The organism is Agrobacterium sp. InxBP2 (assembly GCF_026191755.1).
Lineage (GTDB): Bacteria > Pseudomonadota > Alphaproteobacteria > Rhizobiales > Rhizobiaceae > Agrobacterium > Agrobacterium pusense.
On record NZ_JAINDY010000018.1, the window covers coordinates 41,835 to 66,155 of the forward strand.

Annotated in this window: 21 protein-coding genes and 2 pseudogenes; 19 read left to right on the plus strand and 4 right to left on the minus strand. The window is 55.8% G+C overall.

The annotated features are described in order from the left end of the window. Positions 1-113 precede the first annotated feature (113 nt). The 11 genes and pseudogenes from K7A42_RS01785 to K7A42_RS01835 all read left to right on the plus strand — a co-directional run. Positions 114-1,427: a putative bifunctional diguanylate cyclase/phosphodiesterase gene (locus K7A42_RS01785; protein ID WP_282454712.1), complete on the plus strand. Its 1,314-nt coding sequence runs from the start codon at positions 114-116 to the stop codon at positions 1,425-1,427. Positions 1,428-1,600: 173 nt separating this feature from the next. Beyond that, positions 1,601-2,407 carry a carbohydrate ABC transporter permease gene (locus tag K7A42_RS01790; RefSeq protein ID WP_282454713.1) on the plus strand — a complete coding sequence of 269 codons (807 nt, stop codon included), beginning with the start codon at positions 1,601-1,603 and terminating at the stop codon, positions 2,405-2,407. 13 nt (positions 2,408-2,420) lie between these two features. Then, complete coding sequence (locus K7A42_RS01795) at positions 2,421-4,511, plus strand: ADP-ribosylglycohydrolase family protein (protein ID WP_282454714.1); 2,091 nt, start codon at positions 2,421-2,423, stop codon at positions 4,509-4,511. 10 nt (positions 4,512-4,521) lie between these two features. Continuing rightward, positions 4,522-5,586: an ABC transporter ATP-binding protein gene (locus K7A42_RS01800; protein WP_282454715.1), complete on the plus strand. Its 1,065-nt coding sequence runs from the start codon at positions 4,522-4,524 to the stop codon at positions 5,584-5,586. Between the two features lie 665 nt (positions 5,587-6,251). Further along, positions 6,252-7,238, plus strand: a complete 987-nt coding sequence (locus K7A42_RS01805) for an alpha/beta fold hydrolase (protein WP_282454716.1) — start codon at positions 6,252-6,254, stop codon at positions 7,236-7,238. Positions 7,239-7,580: 342 nt separating this feature from the next. Then, positions 7,581-8,213: a pyridoxamine 5'-phosphate oxidase family protein gene (locus K7A42_RS01810; RefSeq protein ID WP_282454717.1), complete on the plus strand. Its 633-nt coding sequence runs from the start codon at positions 7,581-7,583 to the stop codon at positions 8,211-8,213. Between the two features lie 254 nt (positions 8,214-8,467). Then, positions 8,468-9,031 (plus strand): NADPH-dependent FMN reductase, encoded by a 564-nt coding sequence (locus K7A42_RS01815; RefSeq protein ID WP_034499446.1) that lies wholly within the window; start codon positions 8,468-8,470, stop codon positions 9,029-9,031. Between the two features lie 135 nt (positions 9,032-9,166). Further along, on the plus strand, positions 9,167-9,550 hold the full coding sequence (locus tag K7A42_RS01820) for a DUF983 domain-containing protein (protein WP_282454718.1): 384 nt from the start codon (positions 9,167-9,169) through the stop codon (positions 9,548-9,550). Between the two features lie 324 nt (positions 9,551-9,874). Continuing rightward, positions 9,875-10,069 carry a hypothetical protein gene (locus K7A42_RS01825; RefSeq protein ID WP_034499442.1) on the plus strand — a complete coding sequence of 65 codons (195 nt, stop codon included), beginning with the start codon at positions 9,875-9,877 and terminating at the stop codon, positions 10,067-10,069. A gap of 51 nt (positions 10,070-10,120) precedes the next feature. After that, entirely contained in the window at positions 10,121-10,576 is a 456-nt protein-coding gene (locus tag K7A42_RS01830) for an SRPBCC family protein (RefSeq protein WP_034499440.1), read from the plus strand. An 840-nt stretch (positions 10,577-11,416) separates the two neighbouring features. Further along, positions 11,417-11,593 (plus strand): annotated as a pseudogene (locus K7A42_RS01835) (transposase); the annotation flags it as partial. 19 nt (positions 11,594-11,612) lie between these two features. Here the strand turns inward: K7A42_RS01835 and K7A42_RS01840 are convergent. Continuing rightward, positions 11,613-13,912 (minus strand): annotated as a pseudogene (locus tag K7A42_RS01840) (FdhF/YdeP family oxidoreductase). 281 nt (positions 13,913-14,193) lie between these two features. Between K7A42_RS01840 and K7A42_RS01845 the strand changes: the two are divergent. From K7A42_RS01845 to K7A42_RS01860, 4 genes are all read left to right on the plus strand, one after another. Beyond that, the gene (locus K7A42_RS01845; RefSeq protein WP_416220890.1) at positions 14,194-14,820 is read left to right on the plus strand and encodes an isochorismatase family protein; all 627 of its coding nucleotides are present in this window, start codon (positions 14,194-14,196) and stop codon (positions 14,818-14,820) included. A 162-nt stretch (positions 14,821-14,982) separates the two neighbouring features. Next, positions 14,983-16,005, plus strand: a complete 1,023-nt coding sequence (locus K7A42_RS01850) for a CE1758 family FMN-dependent luciferase-like monooxygenase (protein WP_282454720.1) — start codon at positions 14,983-14,985, stop codon at positions 16,003-16,005. 680 nt (positions 16,006-16,685) lie between these two features. Beyond that, the gene (locus tag K7A42_RS01855) at positions 16,686-16,991 is read left to right on the plus strand and encodes a hypothetical protein (RefSeq protein ID WP_282454721.1); all 306 of its coding nucleotides are present in this window, start codon (positions 16,686-16,688) and stop codon (positions 16,989-16,991) included. A gap of 108 nt (positions 16,992-17,099) precedes the next feature. Further along, positions 17,100-17,996: a LysR family transcriptional regulator gene (locus K7A42_RS01860; protein WP_034499869.1), complete on the plus strand. Its 897-nt coding sequence runs from the start codon at positions 17,100-17,102 to the stop codon at positions 17,994-17,996. 64 nt (positions 17,997-18,060) lie between these two features. On the opposite strand, the gene K7A42_RS01865 is transcribed toward K7A42_RS01860, so the two are convergent. From K7A42_RS01865 to K7A42_RS01875, 3 genes are all read right to left on the minus strand, one after another. Beyond that, entirely contained in the window at positions 18,061-18,834 is a 774-nt protein-coding gene (locus tag K7A42_RS01865) for an alpha/beta fold hydrolase (protein WP_282454722.1), read from the minus strand. A gap of 92 nt (positions 18,835-18,926) precedes the next feature. Beyond that, positions 18,927-21,008: a pyridoxamine 5'-phosphate oxidase family protein gene (locus tag K7A42_RS01870; RefSeq protein WP_282454723.1), complete on the minus strand. Its 2,082-nt coding sequence runs from the start codon at positions 21,006-21,008 to the stop codon at positions 18,927-18,929. Between the two features lie 20 nt (positions 21,009-21,028). Next, complete coding sequence (locus tag K7A42_RS01875) at positions 21,029-21,640, minus strand: glutathione S-transferase family protein (RefSeq protein ID WP_034499434.1); 612 nt, start codon at positions 21,638-21,640, stop codon at positions 21,029-21,031. A 200-nt stretch (positions 21,641-21,840) separates the two neighbouring features. On the opposite strand from K7A42_RS01875, the gene K7A42_RS01880 reads away from it, so the two are divergent. The 4 genes from K7A42_RS01880 (at position 21,841) to K7A42_RS01895 (ending at position 24,275) form a co-directional block, all read left to right on the plus strand. After that, positions 21,841-22,017 carry a hypothetical protein gene (locus K7A42_RS01880; protein WP_193604436.1) on the plus strand — a complete coding sequence of 59 codons (177 nt, stop codon included), beginning with the start codon at positions 21,841-21,843 and terminating at the stop codon, positions 22,015-22,017. Between the two features lie 222 nt (positions 22,018-22,239). Beyond that, positions 22,240-22,788 carry a carboxymuconolactone decarboxylase family protein gene (locus K7A42_RS01885; RefSeq protein ID WP_034499432.1) on the plus strand — a complete coding sequence of 183 codons (549 nt, stop codon included), beginning with the start codon at positions 22,240-22,242 and terminating at the stop codon, positions 22,786-22,788. A 62-nt stretch (positions 22,789-22,850) separates the two neighbouring features. After that, positions 22,851-23,315 carry a DUF1348 family protein gene (locus K7A42_RS01890; RefSeq protein ID WP_034499430.1) on the plus strand — a complete coding sequence of 155 codons (465 nt, stop codon included), beginning with the start codon at positions 22,851-22,853 and terminating at the stop codon, positions 23,313-23,315. A 417-nt stretch (positions 23,316-23,732) separates the two neighbouring features. Beyond that, positions 23,733-24,275, plus strand: coding sequence for a PAS domain-containing protein (locus tag K7A42_RS01895; RefSeq protein ID WP_282454724.1), 543 nt, complete (start codon positions 23,733-23,735; stop codon positions 24,273-24,275). Positions 24,276-24,321: the final 46 nt, after the last annotated feature.

The following is a 24,321-nucleotide window of genomic DNA, read 5'->3' on the forward strand; positions in this document are numbered from 1 at the left end:
CGCGACAAAAGGTGCCTCGACGAATGGTGAGAAGAGAAGAAGATGGGGGCCCGGCGGACTTATCTACGCTTCAGATGAGGTTGCAAAGTGAGCCGCGAAGACAGAAGGTGGCGGTGATCCTCAAGCTGGCTGGCGTGGCCTGCATCGGTCTCGGGCTGGCGTGGACGCTCTGCTACCTCTATTTTGGTCGCTACGAGCTGTCGGTAGTGTTCATCGGATTGACCGGCGTGGGCGTGCTCGCCCTCCATCGCAGCAAGCGCAGCGATAGCTCATCGCTACTTGTCGTTGCCCACGGGGTTTTTGTGGTCGTCTGCGCCATTTCGCTGATCGATGCACCCATCGCCTGGGTTCCTCGGTCGGCCCACCTATTTCTGCTTCCGCTTGCCGCTGGAGCGGCTTTTACTTTTGAGCGACACGAGCGCTATGGAACGCTGATCTTCCCCCTGATTTGCATCGCCGCTTTTGTTGCGTTCGCGATGGGCGCGCTAGACCCCCTCGCACCAGCTATCTCGCCGCCACTGGAGGTGCGCGCATGGGGTGCAAAGCTGAATACGACGACGTCGATGCTGCTGCTGGCCGCGGTGTTTGCCATCTACCGCATCGATAGTGGAAAGCGCCTGCGGCTGGAGCGCGAGTTGGGTCGAGCTGTCCGTAACGGTGAGATCGAGGTGTACTTTCAGCCACAGGTGCGTGATAGTGGCATTGTAACTGGTGCTGAGGCGCTCGTGCGCTGGCGGCATCCGTCCGGCAAGCTGCTGTCACCCGATGCCTTCATCGATCTCGCGGAAGAAAGCACTCTGATATGCGAGATTGGGTTGGAAGTGCTTCGTCAGGCCTGCGAGACCCTCAGTCTTTGGTCCGCCAACCCACGCACGCAAGCGCTACGCCTCGCGGTGAACATTAGTCCTGTCCAACTACAGGATCCTTCGTTAGTGTCGTCGGTCTCGAGGATCGTTCGTGAGGCAGGTATTGATCCGTCCTTGCTGGAGTTCGAGCTCACCGAAACTGCACTGGCCACCGATACTGCGGCTGTGCTTGAGCGGATGGAAGTGCTGGCTTCCAGTGGCGCCTCTTGGGCGCTTGACGATTTTGGAACGGGATACTCCTCGTTGGCAACGTTGCGTACCCTCCCCGTGCGCAAACTAAAGATTGATCGGCAGTTCCTTATCGAGGCCACCAGGCAAGAGCGTGCGCAGCAGCTTCTCGGAAAAATCATCGAGATATCGCACGTCATGGGTATGTGTGCCTTGGCCGAAGGTGTGGAGACGCCTGACCAGCGGGAACTATTGACCCGACTTGGTTGCGACCACTTCCAGGGCTACTTGTTCGCCCGGCCGATGCCGCGCGAGGAGCTGAATAGATGGTTGGATAACCTTCTGCTGTCGGCTGAGGACAGACATGCGGTACAAAAAGTACAATGTACTTAATATACGAGCGCGAGACGTCTGTACCCACCACCAACCGATTACAGCGACGTATCACTGACCCAGTAACTGATGCCCCGGGTGGAACCGCCATCATTAAGCCTTTGAAGGGTTACGGACCGAAGACCCCACTATTCTGACCAAATCAGATCGTCAATCACCCCACGATCATTCCTTTGGCGGCTTGGAGAAACCTCAGCATCTGGCTGCTGATCATCACGCTATTTCCGATTGCGCTGACGGTTCTCAACGCGCTGAAACCATCCGCCGAAATCGTCCAGAACCCGCTGGCAATGCCTTCGGTGATCCGCTGGGACAACTTCACCCGCGCCTGGACGGACGCCAATTTCGGCACGACGCTGGTCAACTCCGCCGTCCTGACCGGGCTGACGATCATTCTCGTCTGCTCGACGGGCTCGCTGACGGCCTATGTTCTGGCGCGCCAGAAGATCAAGCGCTGGAAGGTCCTGACCTTCTATCTGCTGGCCAGCACCACCGCGCCGATCCAGCTCTTCCTCTTTCCGCTCTATTTCGGCTTTGCCCGTTTCGGGCTGATCAACAACCCGATCGCCGTCGCCTTCATCTATACGGCCGTCTATTCGCCCTTCGCGATCATGCTGCTGCGCACCTATTTCCTCGCGGTTCCCAAGGAACTCGAGGAAGCGGCGCTGATCGACGGCGCGACCCACTGGCAGGTCTTCCGCCGCGTCTTCCTGCCGATCGTTTCGCCCGGCATCCTGACAGTGGCGCTGATCATCGGCCTCTATTCCTGGAACGAGTTCCTGATTGCAACGACCTTCCTGCAGGAGCAGGACAGGCTCACCGCCGTCGTCTCCTTCTTCCTGCTCTCAGGCCAATACTCGTCCGATTGGGGTGAGATCATGGCCGCCGCCCTCATCATCATTCTTCCCATTGTAATCCTCTTCGTCCTGCTGCAGCGCCACTTCATCGAAGGAATGGCCGGCGGCTCGGTGAAGGGCTGACAAGGAGATTCGCATGCCAATCCCCGCAGATTATACCAACCGCGTCTATGCCGGCGTTCTCGGCAAGCTGATCGGCGTCTATCTCGGCCGCCCGTTCGAGAACTGGCGCTACAAGGATATCCTGGAGAAGCTCGGCCCGATCACCTATTACGTCCACGACCGCCTGGGCGATCCGCTCGTCGTCACCGACGACGACGTTGCCGGCACCTTCACCTTCCCGCGTGCCCTCGACGATTACGGCATTTCGCCCGATCTCTCGGCCGAAGACATCGGCAAGGCCTGGCTGAACTACATCATCGAAGAGCGCTCGATCCTCTGGTGGGGTGGCGCCGGCAATTCGACCGAACACACCGCCTGGCTCAACCTGCAACGCGGCATCCCGGCTCCGGCATCCGGGTCGATCGAGGTCAATGGCGCGACCGTCGCCGAGCAGATCGGCGCGCAGATCTTCATCGACGGCTGGGCTCTCGTTTCGCCCGGCAACCCGGCACAGGCCACCAAGCTGGCGCGCGCTGCCGGTTCCGTCAGCCATGACGGCGAAGCTGTCAACGCCGCCGTGCTCTGGGCGGCGATGGAGGCGGAAGCCTTTGTCAGCAAGGATGTGAACCACCTGCTCGACACCGGCCTTGCCCATATCCCGAAGGACAGCCTGATCGCCAAGCTGGTCGGCGATATCCGCAACTGGACCTCCGGCAACGAGGACTGGGAAGCGACGCGTCAAAAGATCGAGGACAATTACGGCTACGACAAATATCCGGGCAACTGCCATGTCGTACCGAACCACGCACTGATGATCATGGCGCTGCTGCATGCCCCGCACGATTTCCACCGCGGCCAGATGATCGTCAACACCTCCGGCTGGGATACCGATTGCAACGCCGGCAACCTCGGCTGCCTGCACGGGATCATGCTCGGTCTCGACGGCCTTGATGCCGGGCCGGACTGGCGCGGCCCCGTTGCCGACCGTCTCTACATGTCGACCGCCGACGGCGGCCGCTCGATCTCCGATGCCGCCGATATCTCTCTGTGGCTTGCCAATCTCGGCCGTAAGCTTGCGGGCGAGCCGGCAAAGCCGGCGCCGAAGAACGGTGCGAAATTCCATTTCGCGCTGCCGGGCTCCGTCCAGGGCTTCCGCCCGCAGGCCGGCCAGACGGCGGTCGACGGCCTCAAGGTCACCGGCACTGGTTTGGCTCTGGCGATCGACTATCTGGCGCTGGCGCCAGGCCGCGAGGCTGCGGCAACCACGCCGGTCTTCACGCCGCACGAAGTCACCAAGATGCGTACCTACGATCTGGTCGCCAGCCCGCGCATCCACGCCGGTCAGACGCTGCGCGCCACGCTTTCGGCAGAAGCCGGAAACAGCGGCACGGTCGAAGCCAAGCTCCGCATCCGCCACTATGACGGCAGCGACAATCTCGTCGATATCGACATGCCCTCCGGCAAGCTTCTCGGCCCCGGCGGTTCCGCAGCGCTCGAATGGACGATTCCCTCGACCGGCCACCAGCCGATCGCCGAAATCGGCGTCGTGCTGAGTGCCCCGCAGGGCCGTGCCAACGGCCGCGTGCTCGTCGATACCGTCACCTGGGACGGTTGCCCCGATGTCACCTTCCGTCGTCCCGAAGACGGCGGAGATTTCTGGCGCCGCGCCTGGGTCAGCAACGTCCACTTCTTCTCGAAGAACTTCCCGCAGGATTTCCGCATCAGCCAGAACCGCGGCGAAGGCATGATCCTGCAGGGCACGCGCGACTGGACGGATTACGCGATCGAAGCCGACATGATGCTGCATCTCGGCGATCACGGTGGCCTGGTGATCCGCGCCGGAGGGCAGCGCCGCTATTATGCGGCCCAGGTGACGCGTCAGGGGCAGTTGCAGATCGTCTGCCGCAAGGACGAAAAGCAGACCGTGCTCGCCTCCGCGCCGCTTCGCGTCGAGTTCGAGACACGCTTCACGATGAAGTTCTCCGCCAAGGGCGGCAAGCTTTCGGTGAAGGTCGGCGATACCGTGGTCGAGGCCAATGACCAGACCTTTGCCGGCGGTTCCGCCGGCCTGATCATCCACGAGGGCGCCCTGTCGGCCACGCGCATCCATATCGGCGCGGCATAAGGAGGACTTCATGGCAAGCGTCACGATCGACAAGGTCGCCAAGCGTTTCGGCAGCGCCGAGGTCATCCACGGCATCGACGCGGCGATCGGCGACGGCGAATTCGTCGTCCTCGTCGGGCCGTCGGGCTGCGGCAAGTCCACCCTGCTGCGGATGATCGCAGGGCTGGAGGACATTTCCGGTGGCACGATCTCGATCGGCGGAAAGGTGGTCAACACCCTGCCGCCAAAGAGCCGCGACATCTCGATGGTCTTCCAGAACTATGCGCTCTACCCGCATATGACCGTCGAGGAAAACATGGCCTTCTCGCTGACGCTCGCCGGCGCCAGCAAGGCCGAGAAGCAGAAGAAGGTCCGCGAGGCCGCCGAGATCCTCGGCCTAGAAAGCCTGCTGCAACGCAAGCCGAAGGCGCTTTCCGGCGGCCAGCGCCAGCGTGTCGCCATGGGCCGCTCGATCGTCCGCAATCCGCAGGTCTTCCTCTTCGACGAACCGCTCTCCAATCTCGATGCCAAGCTGCGCGTCCAGATGCGCGGCGAGATCAAGAGCCTGCACCGGCGTTTGGGAACGACGATGGTCTATGTGACGCATGACCAGGTCGAGGCGATGACCATGGCCGACCGTATCGTCGTCATGCAGGCCGGCCGCATCGAGCAGATCGGCACGCCGCTGGAGCTTTACGACTGGCCGGCCAATGCCTTCGTCGCCCAGTTCATCGGCTCGCCTGCGATGAACCTGTTCCCGGCAACCGTATCCGCCGGACAGCTGGTGCTGGAGGACGGACAGGCCTCCGGTCTCACCGCACCGGGAGGGGCGAGAGAAGGCCAGAAGCTGCTAATCGGCAAGCGCCCTGAAGAAATCGCCCTCGGCCCGGAAGGGTCACTCGAAGCTATCGTCGAGAATATCGAGCCGACCGGTTCGGAAACCTTTCTCGAACTGAAGCTCGGCAGCCAACTGGTCTCGGCGGTTCTGCGCGAGCGGCCATGGTTCGAGGTCGGCTCTGTCCAAAGGATTTCTCTTGGTCAGGGCGCGGTACATTTATTCGATGCGCGAGACCGGCGGCAACGTCTTTTTCCCTAAGCTTTGCAATTGAACGTAAGTCAAACGCATCGTTCGGGTTTCTGGAGTGGCCAACTGTCGAGTCGACAACAAACAAGACTGTGTGCTCAGACAAACGCGGTTAGTCATCTGCAGCGAAAAGAGATGAGTGCTCCTCGGCTAAGGAGCGGTCATGAGTCGTTCGACCGGGGTCGGCCTCTCTACGGTGCAAGCTCTTTTGGAACCTTGCCTTTCTTTCACGGCAAAGAGCATCGTGCGCGGAACCACGTCGCCCACATTTATAACGTCTGCTTCAAGTAAATGTACTAGAGCAGCTTCCTTCGGTTCAGGCAGGCCTCGAACGGGGGTCTCCACGATGCGCGGCGCTGGCACCGCTTTGCCAAATGCTCTCGCACTCCTCGGTGCGGGAGACAATGAGAGTCTGCTTCGTCATAACGACCATTCCATTCCCGATCGGGGCCTACAGGATGCAGCGAACGATCCACGGGCCGAATATTCATTTTTAGAAATTGCTCGTTACCGCGAGTAAAATGTCTCAGAATGCTTTTCGCCCGAGGCAAGAAGGCCTTTCGCGCGAAGCCACTATTTCATTGGAAGAAACAATCCCTTGTGAAATGAGGCGGTTCTCGCTCCCAGGAAGATGGATGATTATCACCGCGACAACAAACCCGGTGAGGATTCGAACCATGAACAACAAGCCAATTAATGTAGCTGAAACGCCGCAAAAACTCGCATCATTGACGAGCGCAATTGCGTTGGCAGTAATTCTCACGGCCCCGGTCGCTAACGCTGCCGATGTCAGCGCCCCCACGCCCCAAATGACCTATCGTACAATCGAGATTGACGGGTCGAAGATCGCCTATCGGGAAATCGGCGCGCACGATAAACCAGCAATCCTTCTGCTACACGGCGTTCCAAGCTCATCGCGGATGTACGACGATCTGATGAGAAGGCTCGGAAACGAGTATCATCTCGTGGCCCCTGACTATCCAGGGTTTGGCAACAGCGAGGCGCCTTCCCCGCAGGATTATACGTATACGTTCGATCACTTGGCTGAGACCATCATCAAGCTGACTGATGCGCTCAAGCTCGATCGATATGTGCTCTTCATGCAGGATTATGGTGCTCCGGTCGGGATGCGCGTCGCTACGACGAGACCCCAATCTGTGATCGGTACAATTTTTCAGAATGGCAACGTCTACGAAGAGGGGCTCGGCCCCATGTGGGAAAAGAGAAAGGCATTTTGGAACAACCGCGGCGAACTCCAGGCTGAAGTCGTTAAACAGCACCAGTCTCTCGCTGTGACCCGAGCCCGTCACCTTGGAACAGATCCTGATATCGAGGCCTATAATCCGGATCTGTGGATGGACGAGTACGCGTATCTCAACCGACCCGGGCAGGACCAGATCCAGTCGGACCTGATTTTCGACTACCAGAACAACATCGCGGCTTACCCGATTTGGCAAAGCTGGTTGCGCGAGCACAAACCATTAACTCTTGTCATGTGGGGAAAGTATGATCCAGCATTTACGGTCGCTGGCGCCGATGCCTTCAAAAAGGATTTACCGGAGGCAGACATTCATATTTTGGATGCGGGTCATTTTGCGATGGATACGAAGTTGGATGAAGTGGCGAGTTTCACGCGAGCATATATGGCTAGACTTCCGCGATGACGCTAGCCGAGATCGGATCAAAAAGCGGCGCGCATTTGAGATTTCGGCCCCCAAGGATCTGTAGTGAAACAACGCTTGATGAGATCGCTAACTTCCAGCGATGATACGTCGGCCGCGTCCTTTGCTCCTGGAAAACCGCTATCTCTGAGGTCTCGCGGCTACTCTGATCTGGATAATTGCTGCAACTACAACAAAAGCTGGCGCGTCTCCGGCCCACTGCTTCTCACATGACCTCGAATTGCCGGAACAGAGTATTGCACAAAACAGCAGTGGTCGGCGCGGCTGCTTGGTTTTAAGCTCGATCCCGATTACGCGCTTTTCGCGCGAACAAAGGCGCAGGTTATGACGAAAAAAGATGTTCAATACGCAAGCGATGTCGCCTTTACGCCCTCCGTTAAAGACATTCAAGTCAGGAAAGGGTCACGACGCGGTTACGAGCGAATGGAAACCGGCGGCTCTTGGCAGACCGACATAACGGACGATCTTGCAGCTTTCATAGAAAGCAGAACGACCGTCTATCTAGCGACCGTTAATCAAGACGGTCAGCCGTACGTGCAGCATCGGGGTGGCCCGCCTGGCTTTCTCAAGGTTTTGAACAATACCACGATTGGTTTCGGCGACTTCTCAGGTAATCGTCAGTACATCACCCAAGGAAATCTTGTCGATAATCCGAAGGCTTTTCTTTTTTTGATGGACTACACCTACCGTCAACGTGTCAAAATTTGGGGTGAAGCGAAAGTAATTGAAAACGACGCGGATCTCGAGGCTCGTCTCAAGCCTGCGGATTACAATGCCCGCGTAGAGCAGGCGATAGTTTTCACAGTGACGGCATGGGATTCGAATTGCCCACAACATATCCCCCGAATGGTAGATGAGAGCGTCGTCAAACAGCTGTTAGCGGAAAAGGAACAAAAGATATCAGAACTCGAGGAGAAAATCGCGCTGCTCGAGGCACATACTGGTCCATCACAGTAACTATGGAAGGTCTGCCGACGGCTGCTGGCCTGATGCATCGACGCGTTATCAATTAGGTTGGCATCAAAGGGTCTGACGGTGAAGTTTGCTTGTCGAGAGTTGAAAACGGCTCTCGTTCTAGGTTGCCACCGCGCGTCCTATACAGAACCAGGTGATCCGGGCCTCATGCGCCGTTAAGAAGTACCAGCGTAAACATATCGACTTGATTTGCTCCGCGTAGGGCGCCTGACCCTCAACAATATAAGGAACGAGCCATGAGTGAGTTGAAAATCGCCGTCATTGTTGGAAGTACCCGGATGGGTCGGTTTGCGGACCACCCCGCGAAATGGATTCAACAAATTGCGGACCAACGCGCCGATCTGAACGTCGAGATTCTCGATCTGTTGGACTTTCCCATGCACTTTTTCGGTGAAGAGCGCGCGACCACCGCGGAAAGCGACACTGCGGAGCGGTGGAAGAAGGCTTTGCGCGAGTTTGACGGCTTTATTTTCACCGTAGCAGAATATAACCATGCGCCAACGGCTGTGCTTAAGAATGCTATTGACCTTGGCGAGTTCATTCACAAGCCGGTTGCTTTCGTCGGTTATGGCGGTGTCGGCGGAGCTCGCGCCGTCGAGCAACTCCGGTTGATCTTCGTTGAGATGAGTGCGGTCTCCGTCAAAACAGGTGTTCACATCTCCTTCCCCGAATACCTATCGGTGGTCAAAGACGGCAAAACTCTAGGCGATTATCCTCATTTGGACGAGGCGGCGAAAAACCTCCTCGATCAGCTTACTTGGTGGGGACGCGCCCTTAAGGCTGCAAGGTTGTCTGTGTAGACGCACCCCGCCTAGATTCAGACCTAGGCGTCAAAAAAGCAAGTCTCGACTTGCTTAATCAGGGCTGGGAGCGAAGCGCTGCGCTTCCAGCGTCTAGCCGCATCTCACTATGATGGAAATTTGGAGGAAACCGTAATGACCGCTGATTGGCCGCCACTATCGCCTTATCGAACTGGGATAAAGGGGCTATGCCCCCGTTGTGGCCGGGGTCACTTGTTTAAGGGGTTTCTCACCTTGAAATCCAACTGTGAGGTCTGCGGGCTGGACTACGCGTTTGCCGATCCGGCGGATGGCCCGGCATTTTTTGTGATCTGCTTTACAAGCGTGCCAGCTGTCGGCATCGCATGTTGGTTAGAAGTCGCCTACCAGCCGCCTTTATGGGTCCATCTCTTTACGTCTCTTCCACTTGTTGTCCTGGCGTCAATCTTGCCACTCAGGCCCTTGAAAGGTTGGCTGGTGAATAGCCAATATTTCTTCAAAGCTGAGGAAGGAAAAATTGACCGAGGCACTCAAGGATAATCCGACTCGAAAGACGAGGCGACGGTCGACCGCTAATAGTTATTTATCTAGATGCAGCGCGGCTTGAGGGGACGGACCGCCGAGCATGTGAGATCGTTGGATCCGATGATACATAACTCAGATCGTCGCGCTCCGTTCCTGACCGCCACACAGTGGAGAAGGTCGGGCTAGACGTGCGAGACGATCAGGCTCCCTCGGCTTACGCAGCCTGACACTCGCGCTCATTACATTCATCAAGCGAAACAATGTCTTCGCCAGCTCGAGGCTTCAAAGCCTTGTTCGCGAGCCGCATTATGTTGGCGACCAAAGCGAGAGGCTGCAAAAATGTTCGAAGACATCACTATTGCGCGTTGGCTTGAAGAAGCCATGACATCCAACAGGCGCTCGCCGAGCGGCTTCGGCGGAGCGATACCTTATGAGCTGGAGCAGCATGAAGCGCCTGCTATCTCCCAGCTTGGAGCCGAGCGATATGGTTACTTGCGCGATTATTACGAGCAAATGATAGCACGCTCATTTTGACGAATGCTCCCGCGATCAGTCATGAAAACTTGATTTGAAAGGAAGTCTCAGATGAAAACAGTTTCTTATACACTTGAAATAAATCCTGAAGGCGTAGAGCCGGTGCTGACGGCCGACCAGGTTTGGAAGGGTCTCGAGATGAAGGCGAACAACGCACTTCCATTTGTGCCTGGGATGTCTCGTTGTGACGTCATCAGTCGATCCGATAATGGCCTGTTGCGTCAGATCACTCTGCCCACTGGTGATTATGAAGAGAGAATAACCTTTTTTCCACCCGTCCAAGTTCAATTCGAAAGGGTCGGTAGCGATGGCTTCATTCAAAACACGATCAGCGAAAGCGAAAAGGGGTTGTGGCTCACCTTCACCTTCAGCGTCCCTTTCGAGGGAGCATCGGAAGGTTCTGACGAAGAGCTCGCTCTGATCAAGGAGATGCGTCGCAGCTACATTACCGCAGTGGTATCAACGTTGAAGAAAGTCCGTGAGCTTGTGAGTGCCGGCAAGCTTTAGATTCCATGCCCAACCTAAAGTCGTTGTTCTTTATGCTTTAGGCAGCACAATGAACACGACAGAAGGATGGAGATCAACGTGCCATCCCATTCCCACATGCCTTGTTCAAGACTGCTGTTACTTGAACATGTTTTATAGATCCGTGAACGGCTCCTTCCCCGCCGCTCCACTGCGGTCCTCGCCGCAGTCGCCTGCCCCCGTCGCAGGCTTTGCTGCCTTCGGTACCGCCACCGAAGGCAGCTTTTTTCGCGAATATCAAAGGAGCTTTGATATTCGCGGCGGCGGTTCTCAGGGAAGCTCTGAATTGCGCGACGCCGTCATCGGCCTATCTCAGGCGACACAAGCTCTGCATTGCTCAGCCGACAGGGCCGAAAGACCCTGCAGATAAGGTCCTGGACGGCGTTTGAAGTCAACACATTGCACGAAAGCTGCCTGCAGCCGCGGGACCATTCGGAATGACGTTCTATTCGGAATTCGGCACGACGGGTCCGCTTCGTCGTCTCGTGAGAACGGCCGGAGAGTGCGACCGAAGGACTTTGATGGCAACAGTATGCCCGCCTTATGTGTGCGAGCGAGCCGTCAGTCACGGATGGCGCTGAAAACGATATAAAATTTTCTTCGGCCCTCTACAAAGGACCAAGCCTTCGCCCGCGCCGCGTGAGCCGCAACGGAGTGGTCTGGCACTTAAAATCGCATGAGCCAATGGTAGATGGCCGCGAAAGAAGGAGCGGGCCAGAAATAGGCTCTTCACGTGATCGCAGGACGTGTGAACTGCCCCCCATTTCGACCGGACAGTCGGAATAAGCAGAAAGGCTCAAGCACAGGCTTGGGTATAGGCTTATGTCTAACGACTATCGACACGTTGAATTGCTGACGGGTGATGTTCGCCGCAGGCGGTGGACAACCGAGCAAAAGCTGACAATCATTGAGCAGAGTTTCGAACCCGGCGAGACGGTATCTTCGACCGCTCGCCGTCATGGCGTCGCGCCCAATTTGCTTTATCGGTGGCGCCGGGTTGCGGAGCGGCCCGCCATCGTCATGGCGGGCTCCACTTGGAGATCGTCACGGGCGCTCCTTTATAAGCCGGAGTGCCTGATTTGGGGTCGAAATCGGAGAGGGCCATCACCTTATTAAGTTCTGGATAGTAGCCTGCGACCGAGCCTTGTGGAATGTTGAATTCAACCGCTATGAAACCAGTCAGGACACGTGTTTTTAAAGGTTTGCCGATGGCCATTCCAGCGACCTGAACTTGCTCCCCTTCGGCGATACCGCGTACGTCCATATCGGCTTTGTTCATAAGGATCACGTCCCGTCTGCCAAAAATGCCCCGATAACGGTCATCCATGTTATAAATAGTCGTGTTGTACTGACCATGGGCACGAATGGTCGTGAGAACAAGGCACTCGCCGTCGATCAATCGCGCATCGTCTTCAAGCCCTGCAGCAACGAGAAAATTGGCTTTCCGATTTGTTGTATGCCACTCACGCCTCGATGCAGGGATATCCAGACGGAAACCGCCTGGCTTTCGTACTCTGACATTGAAGTCGAAGAATTCAGGAAAGACGATCTCGATTTTGTCACGGATACGGTCATAGTCTTCCACCAGTTCATCCCATGGTATCTCGTAACGGGAACCGATTGTGGCCTTTGCTAGCCCGGCAATGATCGCTGGCTCTGACATAAGTTGGTCGCTTGGCGGTTTAAGAAAGCCCTTTGAGGCGTGAACCATCGACATCGAGTCCTCGACTGTGACGGATTGGGGCCCGGTACCTTGCAGGTCTTGGTCGGTTCTGCCTAGGACAGGCAGCAAGATCGATGTTTTCGCAGTGAGCAAATGGGATCGATTAGGTTTTGTAGCGATGTGCACGGCCAGTTCTAGTTGGCGCATGCCTTCGAACACAACATCGGGGTCTGGCATAGCGACAGCAAGATTTCCTCCGAGGCAAATGAGTGCTTTGGATTCGCCTGATATAATCGCTTCCAAACTTTCGACTGCGTTATGACCTTTCTCCGCAGGTGGTCGAAAACCAAAAGCTCTCTCGATACCGTCCAGAAGTGCAGCGCTCGGCATTTCAGTGATGCCGACGGTTCGATCGCCCTGTACGTTTGAGTGCCCGCGCAACGGGCACAGTCCGGCCCCCGGCTTTCCAATGTTTCCCCGTAGCATGAGAAGGTTCGCCAATTGCTGAACAATCTCGGTTCCGGCGAAGTGCTGCGTCACACCCATCCCATAACAGATGATGACCCGGGCGGCGCTTACATAGGTATTCAATGCGTTCTCGAAGTCGCTAGGTCCTAAGCCAGACCTCCTGTAGATTTGGTCCCAGGTTGTTCTCTCTACGTCAGCTTTAACCTCTCCAAGTCCGGAAGTATGATCTTCGATAAAATCCCGGTCGAGAAGGCCGGCGCCGCCATTTTCAATATCCAGACGATCTCGTTCAAAAAGCAGTTTCATCAGTCCTTTCAATAGAGCCATGTCCCCTCCCATTTTGATTTGGTAGTAGGAGGATGCAATAGGCGTCGAGGATAGAGTAATCATCTCGATAGGATTTTGCGGAGCCGCAAATCGTTCCAGTGCGCGTTCGCGCAACGGATTGAATACCATGATCGGGACACCTCTTTTAGAGGCGTCGTGCAACGTGGTCATCATTCTCGGGTGATTGGTTCCGGGGTTGTGACCGATGCTGATGATCAGGTCACATTTCTCGAAATCAACCAACTCCACAGTACCCTTGCCAACTCCGATCGAGTGAGGAAGCCCGACCGACGTCGCCTCGTGGCACATGTTCGAGCAGTCGGGAAAATTGTTCGTGCCAAAGGCGCGAACGAACAACTGGTAGAGGAATGCAGCTTCGTTTGAGGCGCGGCCCGACGTGTAAAACTCGGCCTGATTTGGATTTGATAACTCGCGCAAACGCTGCCCGATCATATCAAATGCCTGCTGCCACGAGATCGCTTTGAAGCGATCGCTTGCTACATCATATATCATCGGTGAGGTCAGGCGACCGGAATCTTCTATGCGGTGGTCGTCCCAAGCCCACATTTCGGATACGGTGTGAAGCGAGAAGAACTCAGGATCCGCCCGTTTCCGGGTGCCCTCCCATGTAATCGCCTTCGCGCCGTTTTCGCAAAACTCAAATGCAGAGGTATGGTCGGGATCCGGCCACGCGCAGCCCGGACAATCGAAGCCTTCCGGCTGGTTTGCTTTGAGTAACGCGTAACGCCCGTTAAAGAGAGTTGTTGTTCCTTAAGGGCCCTGGCAACTGCTTTTAGGGCACCCCATCCTCCCGCTGGCGCACGGTAGTCAGCAATACCCTCCAACTTGTCTTCCGTCATGCTAGCCTCCGATCGGTTACACTACGGAAATGGGAGCCGCATTTTCCTTCGATGTCTTGATCGTCACGGTCGCGATTTGTACGGGAGCAAAAGTAGCTTGGGTAGGGCGACGCTCTCAAACCACTAGCTGCTTTGAACACCAACGATACCAGCCTCATCCAAACGCTGTTCCGATTTCAGCAACTATGAGTTCCGGCCGTTGCCGCTAGTGGATATGCCGTTCGAATGACACCTTTAGAGCAGTCGAGTGATCAACCACCGACACCAACAATCAAAAGGATATGACAATGTCATACGACCGGATTACAGCCCAGAACTCCGCAGTTCTTTTCGTCGATCACCAGACAGGCCTGGCCAACGGCGTGCAGACCCAAAGCCCGCCGGAGTTCAATAATAACGTCAAGGCCTTCGCGACCCTTGCTAAGGTTTACAAACTGCCCGCGATCATTACGACCAGTGCTTCCGATGGTCCAAACGGCCCTATCATGCCAATCGTGACAAACCTTCTTCCAGACGCAACCATCGTCCACCGCCCTGGCGAGATCAATGCTTGGGATAACAAGGACTTCGTTGCTGCGGTTAAGAACACCGGGAGAAAGAAGCTGCTAATCGCTGGCATCTCGACCGAGGTCTGCCTCGCTTTTGCAGCGCTATCAGCCAAGGAAGATGGCTATGACGTCTATGCAGTTATCGATGCTTCTGGAACATGGAACAAGATCGTTGAGGACGCCGCCATTGCTCGTATGGTGCAAGTCGGCATCAAGCCCATCACTTGGGTAGCAGTAGGCGCTGAACTTCTCGGCGACTGGCGTTCGGAGCATGGTCAGGAGCATGCGCAACTGATGGGCGATCACCTCCCCTTCTCTGCCAACAACATCTCTGGCTACCTAGCGGCCAAGGGACAGTGAGGGCGACGGCCGGGGGCGCTGGCTGGGGGTTGTTTAATTGCCCGCAGCTGCGCCCTCTGCCACATCAACATATACAGATCCGGATATGAGAACTGGATTTTCGGCTTACCAGCTCAGCCGGTAGCTTTAGAGCCATATTCGGGGATTACGAAGGTATTCAAAATGGAAGTCGGAATTTTCAGCGTTGGCGAAGTTACAGCCGATCCCTCGACGGGCAACGCGCAGACAGAGCACGAAAAACTCCAGGCTATGGTGAAGATCGCCGTCCATGCCGACGAGGCTGGACTAGACGTATTCGCGATCGGCGAACATCACAACCCACCCTTTGTACCCAGTTCCCCTACCACCATCCTGGGCTACATTGCGGGTCAGACAAAGCAGATCACACTGTCAACGTCGACAACGCTAATTACGACCAACGACCCTGTAAAAATCGCCGAGGATTTTTCAACGCTGCAGCAGCTTTCGGCGGGCCGTGTCGACTTGATGCTGGGACGCGGCAACACGCCCGCCGTATATTCCTGGTTTGGGAAAAACGTCGAGGACGGTGTAGCCCTGACCGTTGAAAATTACGGGCTCCTGCACAGGCTCTGGCGTGAGGATCGTGTGGATTGGGAGGGTAAGTTCCGCACCCCTTTGCGCGGGTTCATGTCCACGCCTCGGCCGTTTGAAGCGAAGCCGCCGCTTGTGTGGCATGGTTCCGTATCGAACCCCGATGTCGCCGAAATCGCGGCGTATTACGGCGATGGATTTTTTACCAACAATCTCTTCGGCCCGGTCGAACATTTCGGTCGACTTGTGAAACTGTATCGCGAGCGCTTCGCCCACTACGGGCACGGGAAGGCCGAAGAAGCAATCGTCGGCGCTGGAGGGCAGATCTTTATGCACCCCAACTCTCAGGAGGCTTTGGCCCAATACCGGCCTTTCTTTGCCAACTCCAGGATTTATCGGGGCGCCGGACTCGAGCAGGTCATGAACAACACCTCACTCGCCGTCGGAAGTCCCCAGCAAGTGATCGACAAAGTCCTGACGTTCAGAGAACATTTCGGTCGTTACCGCCGCCAGCTCTTCACACTCGAAATGGGCGGCGTTCCGCTCAAAACCGTCCTTGAACAAATTGATTTGCTGGCCGAGCGAGTTGCGCCAGTCCTTCGCAGAGAGATGTCCGCGACACAGCCCGTTTGAGGCTGCATCTTGCTCACTGCAATTAGATAAGTTCTCGACATTGCAGGCTTTAACGCCTCTTCATACAGACCCTGAGGACGCGCTGGTTCCTGCACCGCCGGGCTAGAAGCTATTGCGCCGTTTCGGCTTTACGAGACCATCCCCTGCGGTGCTTCAAGCTGGCGTCCAAAATGCGGTGGTAGCTTACAATACCCTAAACATTTCCACGTTTAATCATTTGCTGGCGAGGACACGGCGCTTGTAGGTCTCGGCAGGCCGTGGCTTTGCAGCACCAGAGAGCGGAAGCACTCGCGGCTTTCTTTCGGCATGTGTTGTTGTCACACAGCCCTCAAACGATAAAAACTGCGGCGCCGCAAGCGTCGTGGGAAACATCTAGAACTGCAAGAACAGGCGGTTCTTGGCATGAGGTCGCCAAGAACGATCATTCGATGGCTGAAGCCATTGTGTCGCCGGTTCCTGCAAGTACACATCTTAGAGTCAAAGCGTACCTGTTGAACTGTTGCAGCGGGCGGAAGAAAGCATTTGCGATTTGGGAGCTTAAATAACACTCCAGATACACTATTCTCATGGATGACGCTCGGCGAAGAACTCGCTGTCACCCGTAAGAAGTCACCTTTGACACTGGGTCTCAACGACGAGCGGAGAACGTAGCCATGAAGAATTAAACTCGGAGACCTCCCGTGACGAAGAACCCATTGACACCGATCATGCGTATACACATCCGACTGGCGACAGAAGCCAGGGAAGCATCAATCGACGAGAGCCTGATCGCGGAGGCGCGCGAGCTGGGACTAACTGGCGCCGAGATTGACGCGGCGGTGCGTGGGGCAAGTTTCAATGCTGTCACAGATGTCGCCGTCAAATATGCCCTTGCTGTCCGCGAGGGGAATGACGTCGCGGCAGACGCTGCAAAGAAGAAGCTGATTGCTTTTACCACAACGGATTTCAGCCGGCAGATCAAGGAAATGCTGTCCGCACCGATTTAACAGCCGATATGACGGCTATGTCAACACCATTGGTCGTTCCGATCCGGTGATGCTATTTGCAAACCGAGGATGCAGCGAAGTGGCGAAATTATTCAAGGAGGGGAACGCATGGATCGCTGGCAAGCCATGAAAGTATTCGTAAAAGTCGCAGAAGCGGAGAGCTTCGCGGACGCTGGACGTCAACTCCACATGAGCCCTCCTGCCGTGACGCGCGTTGTTTCCTCGCTAGAGGATATCATCGGAACTCGTCTTCTGACGCGCACCACCCGATCCGTGAAGTTGACCGAGTCGGGTAACAGGTATTTCACCGACTGCCAGAGGCTGTTAGCGGATCTTGCAGACGCCGAGGCGGCAGCAGCGGGCGCATTTGCAAAACCCACCGGGACACTCTCTATTACTGCTTCTTCCATGTTCGGCACGATGTTCGTCCTACCTGTGGTCACGGAATACCTGGATGAGTATCCGGATGTGATTGGACGGTGCTTGTTCTTGGATCGCGTGGTAAACATCGTCGATGAGGGTATCGATGTTTCGATACGTATCGGCCACCTGCCGGACTCGGGCTTTTCCGCCATTCGAGTTGGCTCCGTGAAGAGGGTGATCTGCGGATCCCCTGACTATTTCGATCAGAATGGCGTTCCTCTCACGCCCTCGGATCTATCTCGTCACCGGATTGTCGCTTCAACGAGTGCATGGTCATCATTGGAGTGGCGTTTCGGTTCGGAGCAAAAGACGGTCGTGCATGTGAGCCCGCGTCTTTTTACAAGCTCGAACGAGGCAGCGATCGCCACAGCGGTCAAGGGATGGGGCCTCACCCGCGTGCTTTCATACCAGATTGCCCCGGAACTCGAACGCGGCCAACTTCAGACAGTTCTGGCTGATTATGAGGAAGAGCCGCTGCCTATTCACGTCGTTCACCCTGACGGTCGTCACGCCTCGGCAAAGGTGCGAAGTTTTGTAGATTTCGCCGTGGCAAAGCTTAGGGCGAACCGGCATTTCAGCTGATTTCTTTTCGACCGCGCGTTGCCGCGCGGTCGCCGTTCCCAAACAGTCTGGGTATCGCCCAGATCTACTTGGCCGCTTTTTCGATGATCTTCACGACTTCGGCCGGGTGGGAAACCATCACGACATGGGATGCGCCGCTTACAGCAACCGTTTCTTTAGAGGACGCCCGCTCGGCCATCCATCCCAATGCTTTCGCTGGGATGTTCTTATCCTTCTCACCATAAATAAAGTAGGAGGGAATTTCCTTCCATGCCGCACCTGGCGCCGCCTCAGTAAGGGCCGACAGCGTTACAGGGCGCTGTGTATCGGCCATGAGAGCGGCGACGGCGGCTGGCACATCGGCGGCGAATTGGCCATGGAATTTTGCTTTAGCAATATACATATCCTTGCCACCGTCAGCCAAGATGACGGGTTCGTCGAGTGTCGGCTCCAGCGTACTACCGGGAAACTTGGCACTCAGATCCGCAGCTGACTCGCCGATATCAGGTGCGAAGGCTCCAACAAACACCAACGATTTGACGTTCTTCATGCCTACGGCGGACGCACTGATGACAGATCCGCCATAAGAGTGGCCCACGAGAACCACTGGCATCTTGATGCTTGAAACGATCCTTGCGACGTAATCGCCATCGGTTTTTACGCCTCTAAGGGGATTTGCAACGGCCACTACTTCGAAGCCGTCCTCGTGCAGTCGCGAAATCACCCCATTCCAGCTCGAAGCGTCAGCGAAGGCTCCATGAACTAGAACGACGGTCGGCTTAGGCGATTGTGCACTGGCCGGCGCTGCAACAACGCCCGCGATAAGTCCCGCGGACAGTACCCTCCTGATTGTCAGCATATCGATCTCCTTCTTAGAGAGTTGGGATTTTTTCAATTTGGGTCGCTAGTCGGTTACCACGTGAGAAAACCGACGTGCATGGTGGGCAGCGGTCAGAGTGCGAGTTCCATCACACCGGCGTCTCCAAGATCCGTCTGTGCGGGGTATGCACTGCAAATAAGGACCTCCTCATCGCCCGCTGCAGCCTGAGGCGGCGTTGTATAGGCCACTTTTCCCTTCACCATCCGGGTAGCGCAGGTCCCGCAGGTTCCTCCTCGGCAGCTGTAATCCGGGGACAATCCTTCAGCCTCGGCAAGGTCCAACAACGTGCCACTTCCGGGACGCCACAGTGCCTGCTTTCCAGATTCCGTGAAGACAACGGGGACGTCATTTGTTGAGGGAAGAGCGCCTACAGCGGTCATTGAGCCGATATCTGGGCGACGCTTGACCGAAGCCGGGCCAAAGCTTTCGGCGAAGATCCGTTTGTCTGCTACGCTAAGGGACCGCAGCCCGTCGTAAGTGTCTTGCATGAAAGCGGGTGGACCGCAAAGATAAAAGTCGAAGTCCCCGAATGGCAGGACCTTTTTCAAAAGAGCGATGTTTATGCGGCCGATTTCATCGTAATCAACGTCTTTGACGGCTTCTTCTTTAGAGGACAGCACTCGAGTCAACGAAACAGCGCCGTCACCCTGCGAGACCAGATCGGCGAGTTCATTTGAAAAGCCCTGTTCCGCCTTGCTTCGCGCGGAGTAGATCATCCACGTCTTGCGCATCTTCTGTTTCCGCCGACCTTCATAAACAATGTGTCGTAGCATCGCCAACATGGGAGTGATTCCCACTCCGGCTGCCAATAGAACGGCGGGACGCTCTTCTAGGGGATCAATTGTGAACCCACCGGCAGGCGCGCGCACCTCAATGAGTGAACCGACATCCAATTCGTGCAAATGTTGGGAGACCCGCCCCTCTCTTTTTACGCTTATCCGGTAGCCAGCGTCTGACGGCGCAGCCGAGAGCGTGTAGGTTTTGATGACGGGATCCTCATCACCCCCAAGTAGGACACGGATTGGAAGATGTTGTCCTGCCTTATGGGGGATCAGTCCCGCTCCATCACTTGCCGAGAGGTAAATTGACCTGATGACTGAACTTTCATCGACAACCCGATCAACTTTGAACGGCCGCCATGTCTTAGCGAGTTCCGCGGCTTTCAATCGTTCACTTGCTTGGCTCCAGTCACCTGTCATCGTTGAGAACGGGCTCTCGCCTCCATCTCTCGTACTCCAGCGGATGGGCAGTGCTCCGCGGCGTCTTACAATACGCTCTGGGCGAAACGTCCAAAGCCTCTCTGCGCCCTGAAATGCGGCGATTTCAGGTGAGTTCAGAAGAACCTCCGCCCGTCCGCTCAACTGGAGGACGTCACCTGTATGGGCGTCGAGAAACGTCAGGCCGGCGCGGCCATTCAGGGCGATATTTCCAAGAGTGTTGAAGAAAAAATTCCCGTTGAAGTCAGGGATCGTGAAGAGCCCGTCAGCGCCTACCCGGACGAAACCCGGCTTTCCTCCGCGATGAGACACGTCGACCTGGCGGTCTCCGCCAACGTCCGCATAAGAGGCAACGAAAAATGTATCGGCCAGGCCTATTAGAGCTCGAGCCTCATCGTCGAGACCATCCAGAGCCTCCACAACCGGTTCGAAAGCGGCTGCCGGATCACGCTCAAAGTGGTGGTCACGATACTGGATATACCTCGGGCAATTTCCGTAGCTATGGATCACTTGCAGATCAAAACCGGCTTTGTTGTGCCGACGGATATTTCCGTTGAGCCGGTTTCGCCTGCGTGTGTGAAGCTCGATGCCAAGAACGCCTATTGGCGCACCTTCGTGGGCACCCCCAAATGCGGGATCGGACTGATCAAATTGGGTACCAATGCTGAGCGTATGCTCATCGCTCGCCCTGAGAAATCCTGGATGCCCGGTCAAAAACGTTGCCCACGGATGGCCGTGACGGTCAACGGCACCAACGACCAGGAAGGGAAGTTGAGGATAAAACTTTTGATGCTGTTCTATCAGACGACTTCTGATGAAGCGGCGCCCTACGTCGTGCATCTTTTCCATGACCCCGACGGACGACTGGATTTCAATCTCGCCCTTGTGCCATGGCGCTTCCGCCAGTTCGTAAACAATCTTTGCATCAGCCGCCATGGCAGTCTCCCAAAGGTGCGTTACGCTGCAAGACCAACCGGCGTCTTCCCGAATTCGACGAAGCCCGGAAGAGACTCGACACGTTCGAGCCAGGCGCGAACATTGGGATAAGCGGAAAGGTCTACGTTGCCCTCAGGAGCACGTGCGGTGTAGCTATAGATCGCGACATCAGCAATTGTGGGACGGTCAGACACAAGCCACCGACGGGTAGCAAGTTCCTGATCCAAGACCGAGTAGAGCGCGTGAGCACGTGCAATGACTTCGTCTGCATTGTACTTCGCACCGAAGACGGTAATCAAGCGGGCGGCGGCGGGACCAAATGCAATCTGTCCTGCGGCAACGGAAAGCCAGCGTTGGATCTGAGCAGCGCCGGTCGGATCCTCAGGCAGCCAGTCCGACTTTCCAAGTTTCTTTGCTAGGTAAGTGAGGATGGCGTTAGAGTCCGAAATTACCGTGTCGCCGTCTACAAGGACTGGAACCTGACCGAAAGCGTTCATTTTGAGGAATTCTGGGCTTTTGTGCTCTCCCCTCGCCAGATCGACGTCGATCAACTCAAATGGCTGATCAACAAGGGAAAGAAAGAGGCGAGCTCGGTGTGCATGGCCGGACAAGGGATGAAAATACAACTTCATGACGATTTCTCCAGTTCGAGCAACTCCTTATGAGCCACTTCTGAGCCCCAATTTGCGCAGGTCGGCCCAATCAATGAAGACTGTTTTCACGGAAGTCAGTATTCCACATTTGACAAGCAATTGACGTGGTTATGCCTGTCCGGCACCTCGGCACCTCGGCAAATCGTTTGCATAAGGTATCAAGAACGCGCAGCCGTTGCATGGGTGGCGGCTGGCTCCTCTGGCCGGGGGCAATCGACAACGCATCAACCTGGCAATTAGCAATTTGCGAAGAAACGACGGCGTTTCGCCAGCTCAAGGCGATCCGTGAACTTTGTGAGACCCATGACGCCTTCGCGCTCGCACACCCATCAAAGCAACCGGATGCCGAAATCTGATTGATGATTGACCCAGAAATCTAGTCTCGGCCGCCGGCATGTCGGCCACTGACCAAGATCGCGTGGAGGGCTCGCCGTATGCCCACAGCAGCAGGAGCCGCCAAATGCCCTCGATTTGTGGAATGCTGCGTTTCTCGTTTTCGGTCTTCAAGTGGAGCCCCTGCAAGCTCATTTTCAATGCGACGAAAGGAAGGTCTTTCGCATTTGAAAAGGAGAACAAGAATGTCCCGCATCCCCACACCGGCTACAATCGACGATGCACCAGAAGAATCCCGGCCGATCCTCGAGACCATTAAGAAGCAGATTGGATCGGTGCCGAACATTTTTCGGCTGGTCTCGAATAGTCCTGCCGCGCTCAACGGACTAACGTCTCTACAAGGTGCACTGGCAAAAGGAAAACTCGCTCCAGCCACCCGCGAACGTATTGCGCTCGCGATGGCGGAAGCAAACGGCTGCGACTACTGCCTATCCGCTCATACGTTTACTGGCACCAAGTTCGCCAAGCTCGACGCCGACGAGATCTTTGCGAACCGCCGGGGCACATCGAATGATCCGAAGGCCGCTGCTGCTGTAGAATTCGCGCGTGTTCTAACGACCACCAGAGGCGCCATCGGCCCGCAGGAAATCGCCAAGGTCCGATCAGCCGGCTACGCTGACGCCGAGATCGTAGAAATCATCGCTCACGTCGCTCTCAACACCTTCACAAATTACGTCAACGAGGCGTTAGAGACTGAGATCGACTTCCCGCGCATCGATAAGGCTGCGGCTTAAAATATAGGGGGACGACCCAAATCGTTACCCTGCTGCTTAGTACCCATTTGAGGAGCTATCCAATGTCACGACCACCGCTTCCACCGTTCACCAGAGAAACTGCTATTGAGAAAGTACGCCTCGCAGAGGATGGCTGGAATAGCCGCGATGCTGCCAAGGTGGCCTTAGCCTATACCTTGGATACGCGCTGGCGAAATCGCGCCGAATTCGCCAAGAATCGGGCTGAAGCCGAAGCGTTCTTGACACGTAAGTGGAATAAAGAACTCGATTACCGTCTTATAAAAGAGCTTTGGGCGTTTACTGACAATCGGATTGCCGTCCGCTACGCCTACGAATACCACGACGACAGTGGCCAATGGTTCCGCGCTTATGGAAATGAAAATTGGGAATTCGCTGAAGATGGGCTCATGCGGGAAAGACATGCGAGCATCAACGAGCACCCCATCAGTGAAGCTGATCGGAAGTTTCGTTGGCCGCTGGGCCGTAGACCTGATGATCACCCCGGTTTGAGTGACTTTGGTTTCTGAAGCCGAAATAGCTCCGCACCTGCCTTGAACGCGCCGGTCCCTAAGGATCGACGCGTTTTGTGCGTTACCGTAGCTGGAAGACGAGAATCAGCGCTTGATATATTTCCAGGGCTGAAGGATTCCGTCGCTAGTTCTCACTCTCGTGTCTTACGCTCTTCATGAGGCAGAACTCTGCGAAATGCACCGGCGACCGTCCATCAACGGCATCGACTGTTCCGATATGAGGAATTAACAGTCTGGCAGGTGGAGTATATGTTGAATTCAGCCGACGACACAATCGCTGTGTGGGGCTAGTTCGTTTCCTTGTTGTGCGGCGAGAATTAGACAGTGTCTGTTCGAATCCAATGCAACCGACGAGTGATTCTGACCGTTCTACGTCGCAGGTTGATAAACAACTGCTTACCAAGGGGGCAACCATTGTCACTCGCACTCAATGAGACAGAACCTGATGCACGCTACACGGGCCTCTTTACTTGGGATCTGAAAGCAGACGCTGTCTATGCCGATGAGATCATGGCAGTTCTCTTCGGCATGGATCCTGAAAAGGCAAAGAGGGGACAGCCGATCATCGAATATCTTCACAAAATTGTTCCTGCGGAAAAATCCGGTCTCAAAGATGCGATCGACGACGCCATACTGTCTGGTGACCGTTACTCCCATAAGTACAAAGTCCTGACTTATGACGGAGATCATTTAGAAGTAACGACTATCGGGCAGTGTTTCCGAGATGCTTCAGGCACCCCGTCGGTCTACGCTGGCGTTATGTATCTAGGTTGGCATGATGATCTTTCGGCCGGGCCGGCCTTCTGGCATTGCCTGCGGGCATTGAGCCTCGCTCAAGCTAACAGGCGCCTCGATATAGTGAAGAATATAGAAAAGGCTTTGAAGCTGCTTCGTAAGAAGCTAACCGGGAACTTCGACCTGGCATCGCCTGGGTTGGTGTTTACCGGAAACCGGTGAAGTTCTTCGACACTACGCCCTCGTCTGCGCAGGCATAGAGCACGCT

What these genes read in the sequence shown, in the direction of transcription:
- K7A42_RS01795 (WP_282454714.1), top strand. Translation starts at nt 2,421, where the DNA reads ATGCCAATCCCCGCAGATTATACCAACCGCGTCTATGCCGGCGTTCTC.
- K7A42_RS01800 (WP_282454715.1), top strand. Translation starts at nt 4,522, where the DNA reads ATGGCAAGCGTCACGATCGACAAGGTCGCCAAGCGTTTCGGCAGCGCC.
- K7A42_RS01805 (WP_282454716.1), top strand. Translation starts at nt 6,252, where the DNA reads ATGAACAACAAGCCAATTAATGTAGCTGAAACGCCGCAAAAACTCGCA.
- K7A42_RS01810 (WP_282454717.1), top strand. Translation starts at nt 7,581, where the DNA reads ATGACGAAAAAAGATGTTCAATACGCAAGCGATGTCGCCTTTACGCCC.
- K7A42_RS01815 (WP_034499446.1), top strand. Translation starts at nt 8,468, where the DNA reads ATGAGTGAGTTGAAAATCGCCGTCATTGTTGGAAGTACCCGGATGGGT.
- K7A42_RS01820 (WP_282454718.1), top strand. Translation starts at nt 9,167, where the DNA reads ATGACCGCTGATTGGCCGCCACTATCGCCTTATCGAACTGGGATAAAG.
- K7A42_RS01825 (WP_034499442.1), top strand. Translation starts at nt 9,875, where the DNA reads ATGTTCGAAGACATCACTATTGCGCGTTGGCTTGAAGAAGCCATGACA.
- K7A42_RS01830 (WP_034499440.1), top strand. Translation starts at nt 10,121, where the DNA reads ATGAAAACAGTTTCTTATACACTTGAAATAAATCCTGAAGGCGTAGAG.
- K7A42_RS01845 (WP_416220890.1), top strand. Translation starts at nt 14,194, where the DNA reads ATGACAATGTCATACGACCGGATTACAGCCCAGAACTCCGCAGTTCTT.
- K7A42_RS01850 (WP_282454720.1), top strand. Translation starts at nt 14,983, where the DNA reads ATGGAAGTCGGAATTTTCAGCGTTGGCGAAGTTACAGCCGATCCCTCG.
- K7A42_RS01860 (WP_034499869.1), top strand. Translation starts at nt 17,100, where the DNA reads ATGGATCGCTGGCAAGCCATGAAAGTATTCGTAAAAGTCGCAGAAGCG.
- K7A42_RS01865 (WP_282454722.1), bottom strand. Translation starts at nt 18,834, where the DNA reads ATGCTGACAATCAGGAGGGTACTGTCCGCGGGACTTATCGCGGGCGTT.
- K7A42_RS01870 (WP_282454723.1), bottom strand. Translation starts at nt 21,008, where the DNA reads ATGGCGGCTGATGCAAAGATTGTTTACGAACTGGCGGAAGCGCCATGG.
- K7A42_RS01875 (WP_034499434.1), bottom strand. Translation starts at nt 21,640, where the DNA reads ATGAAGTTGTATTTTCATCCCTTGTCCGGCCATGCACACCGAGCTCGC.
- K7A42_RS01880 (WP_193604436.1), top strand. Translation starts at nt 21,841, where the DNA reads ATGGGTGGCGGCTGGCTCCTCTGGCCGGGGGCAATCGACAACGCATCA.
- K7A42_RS01885 (WP_034499432.1), top strand. Translation starts at nt 22,240, where the DNA reads ATGTCCCGCATCCCCACACCGGCTACAATCGACGATGCACCAGAAGAA.
- K7A42_RS01890 (WP_034499430.1), top strand. Translation starts at nt 22,851, where the DNA reads ATGTCACGACCACCGCTTCCACCGTTCACCAGAGAAACTGCTATTGAG.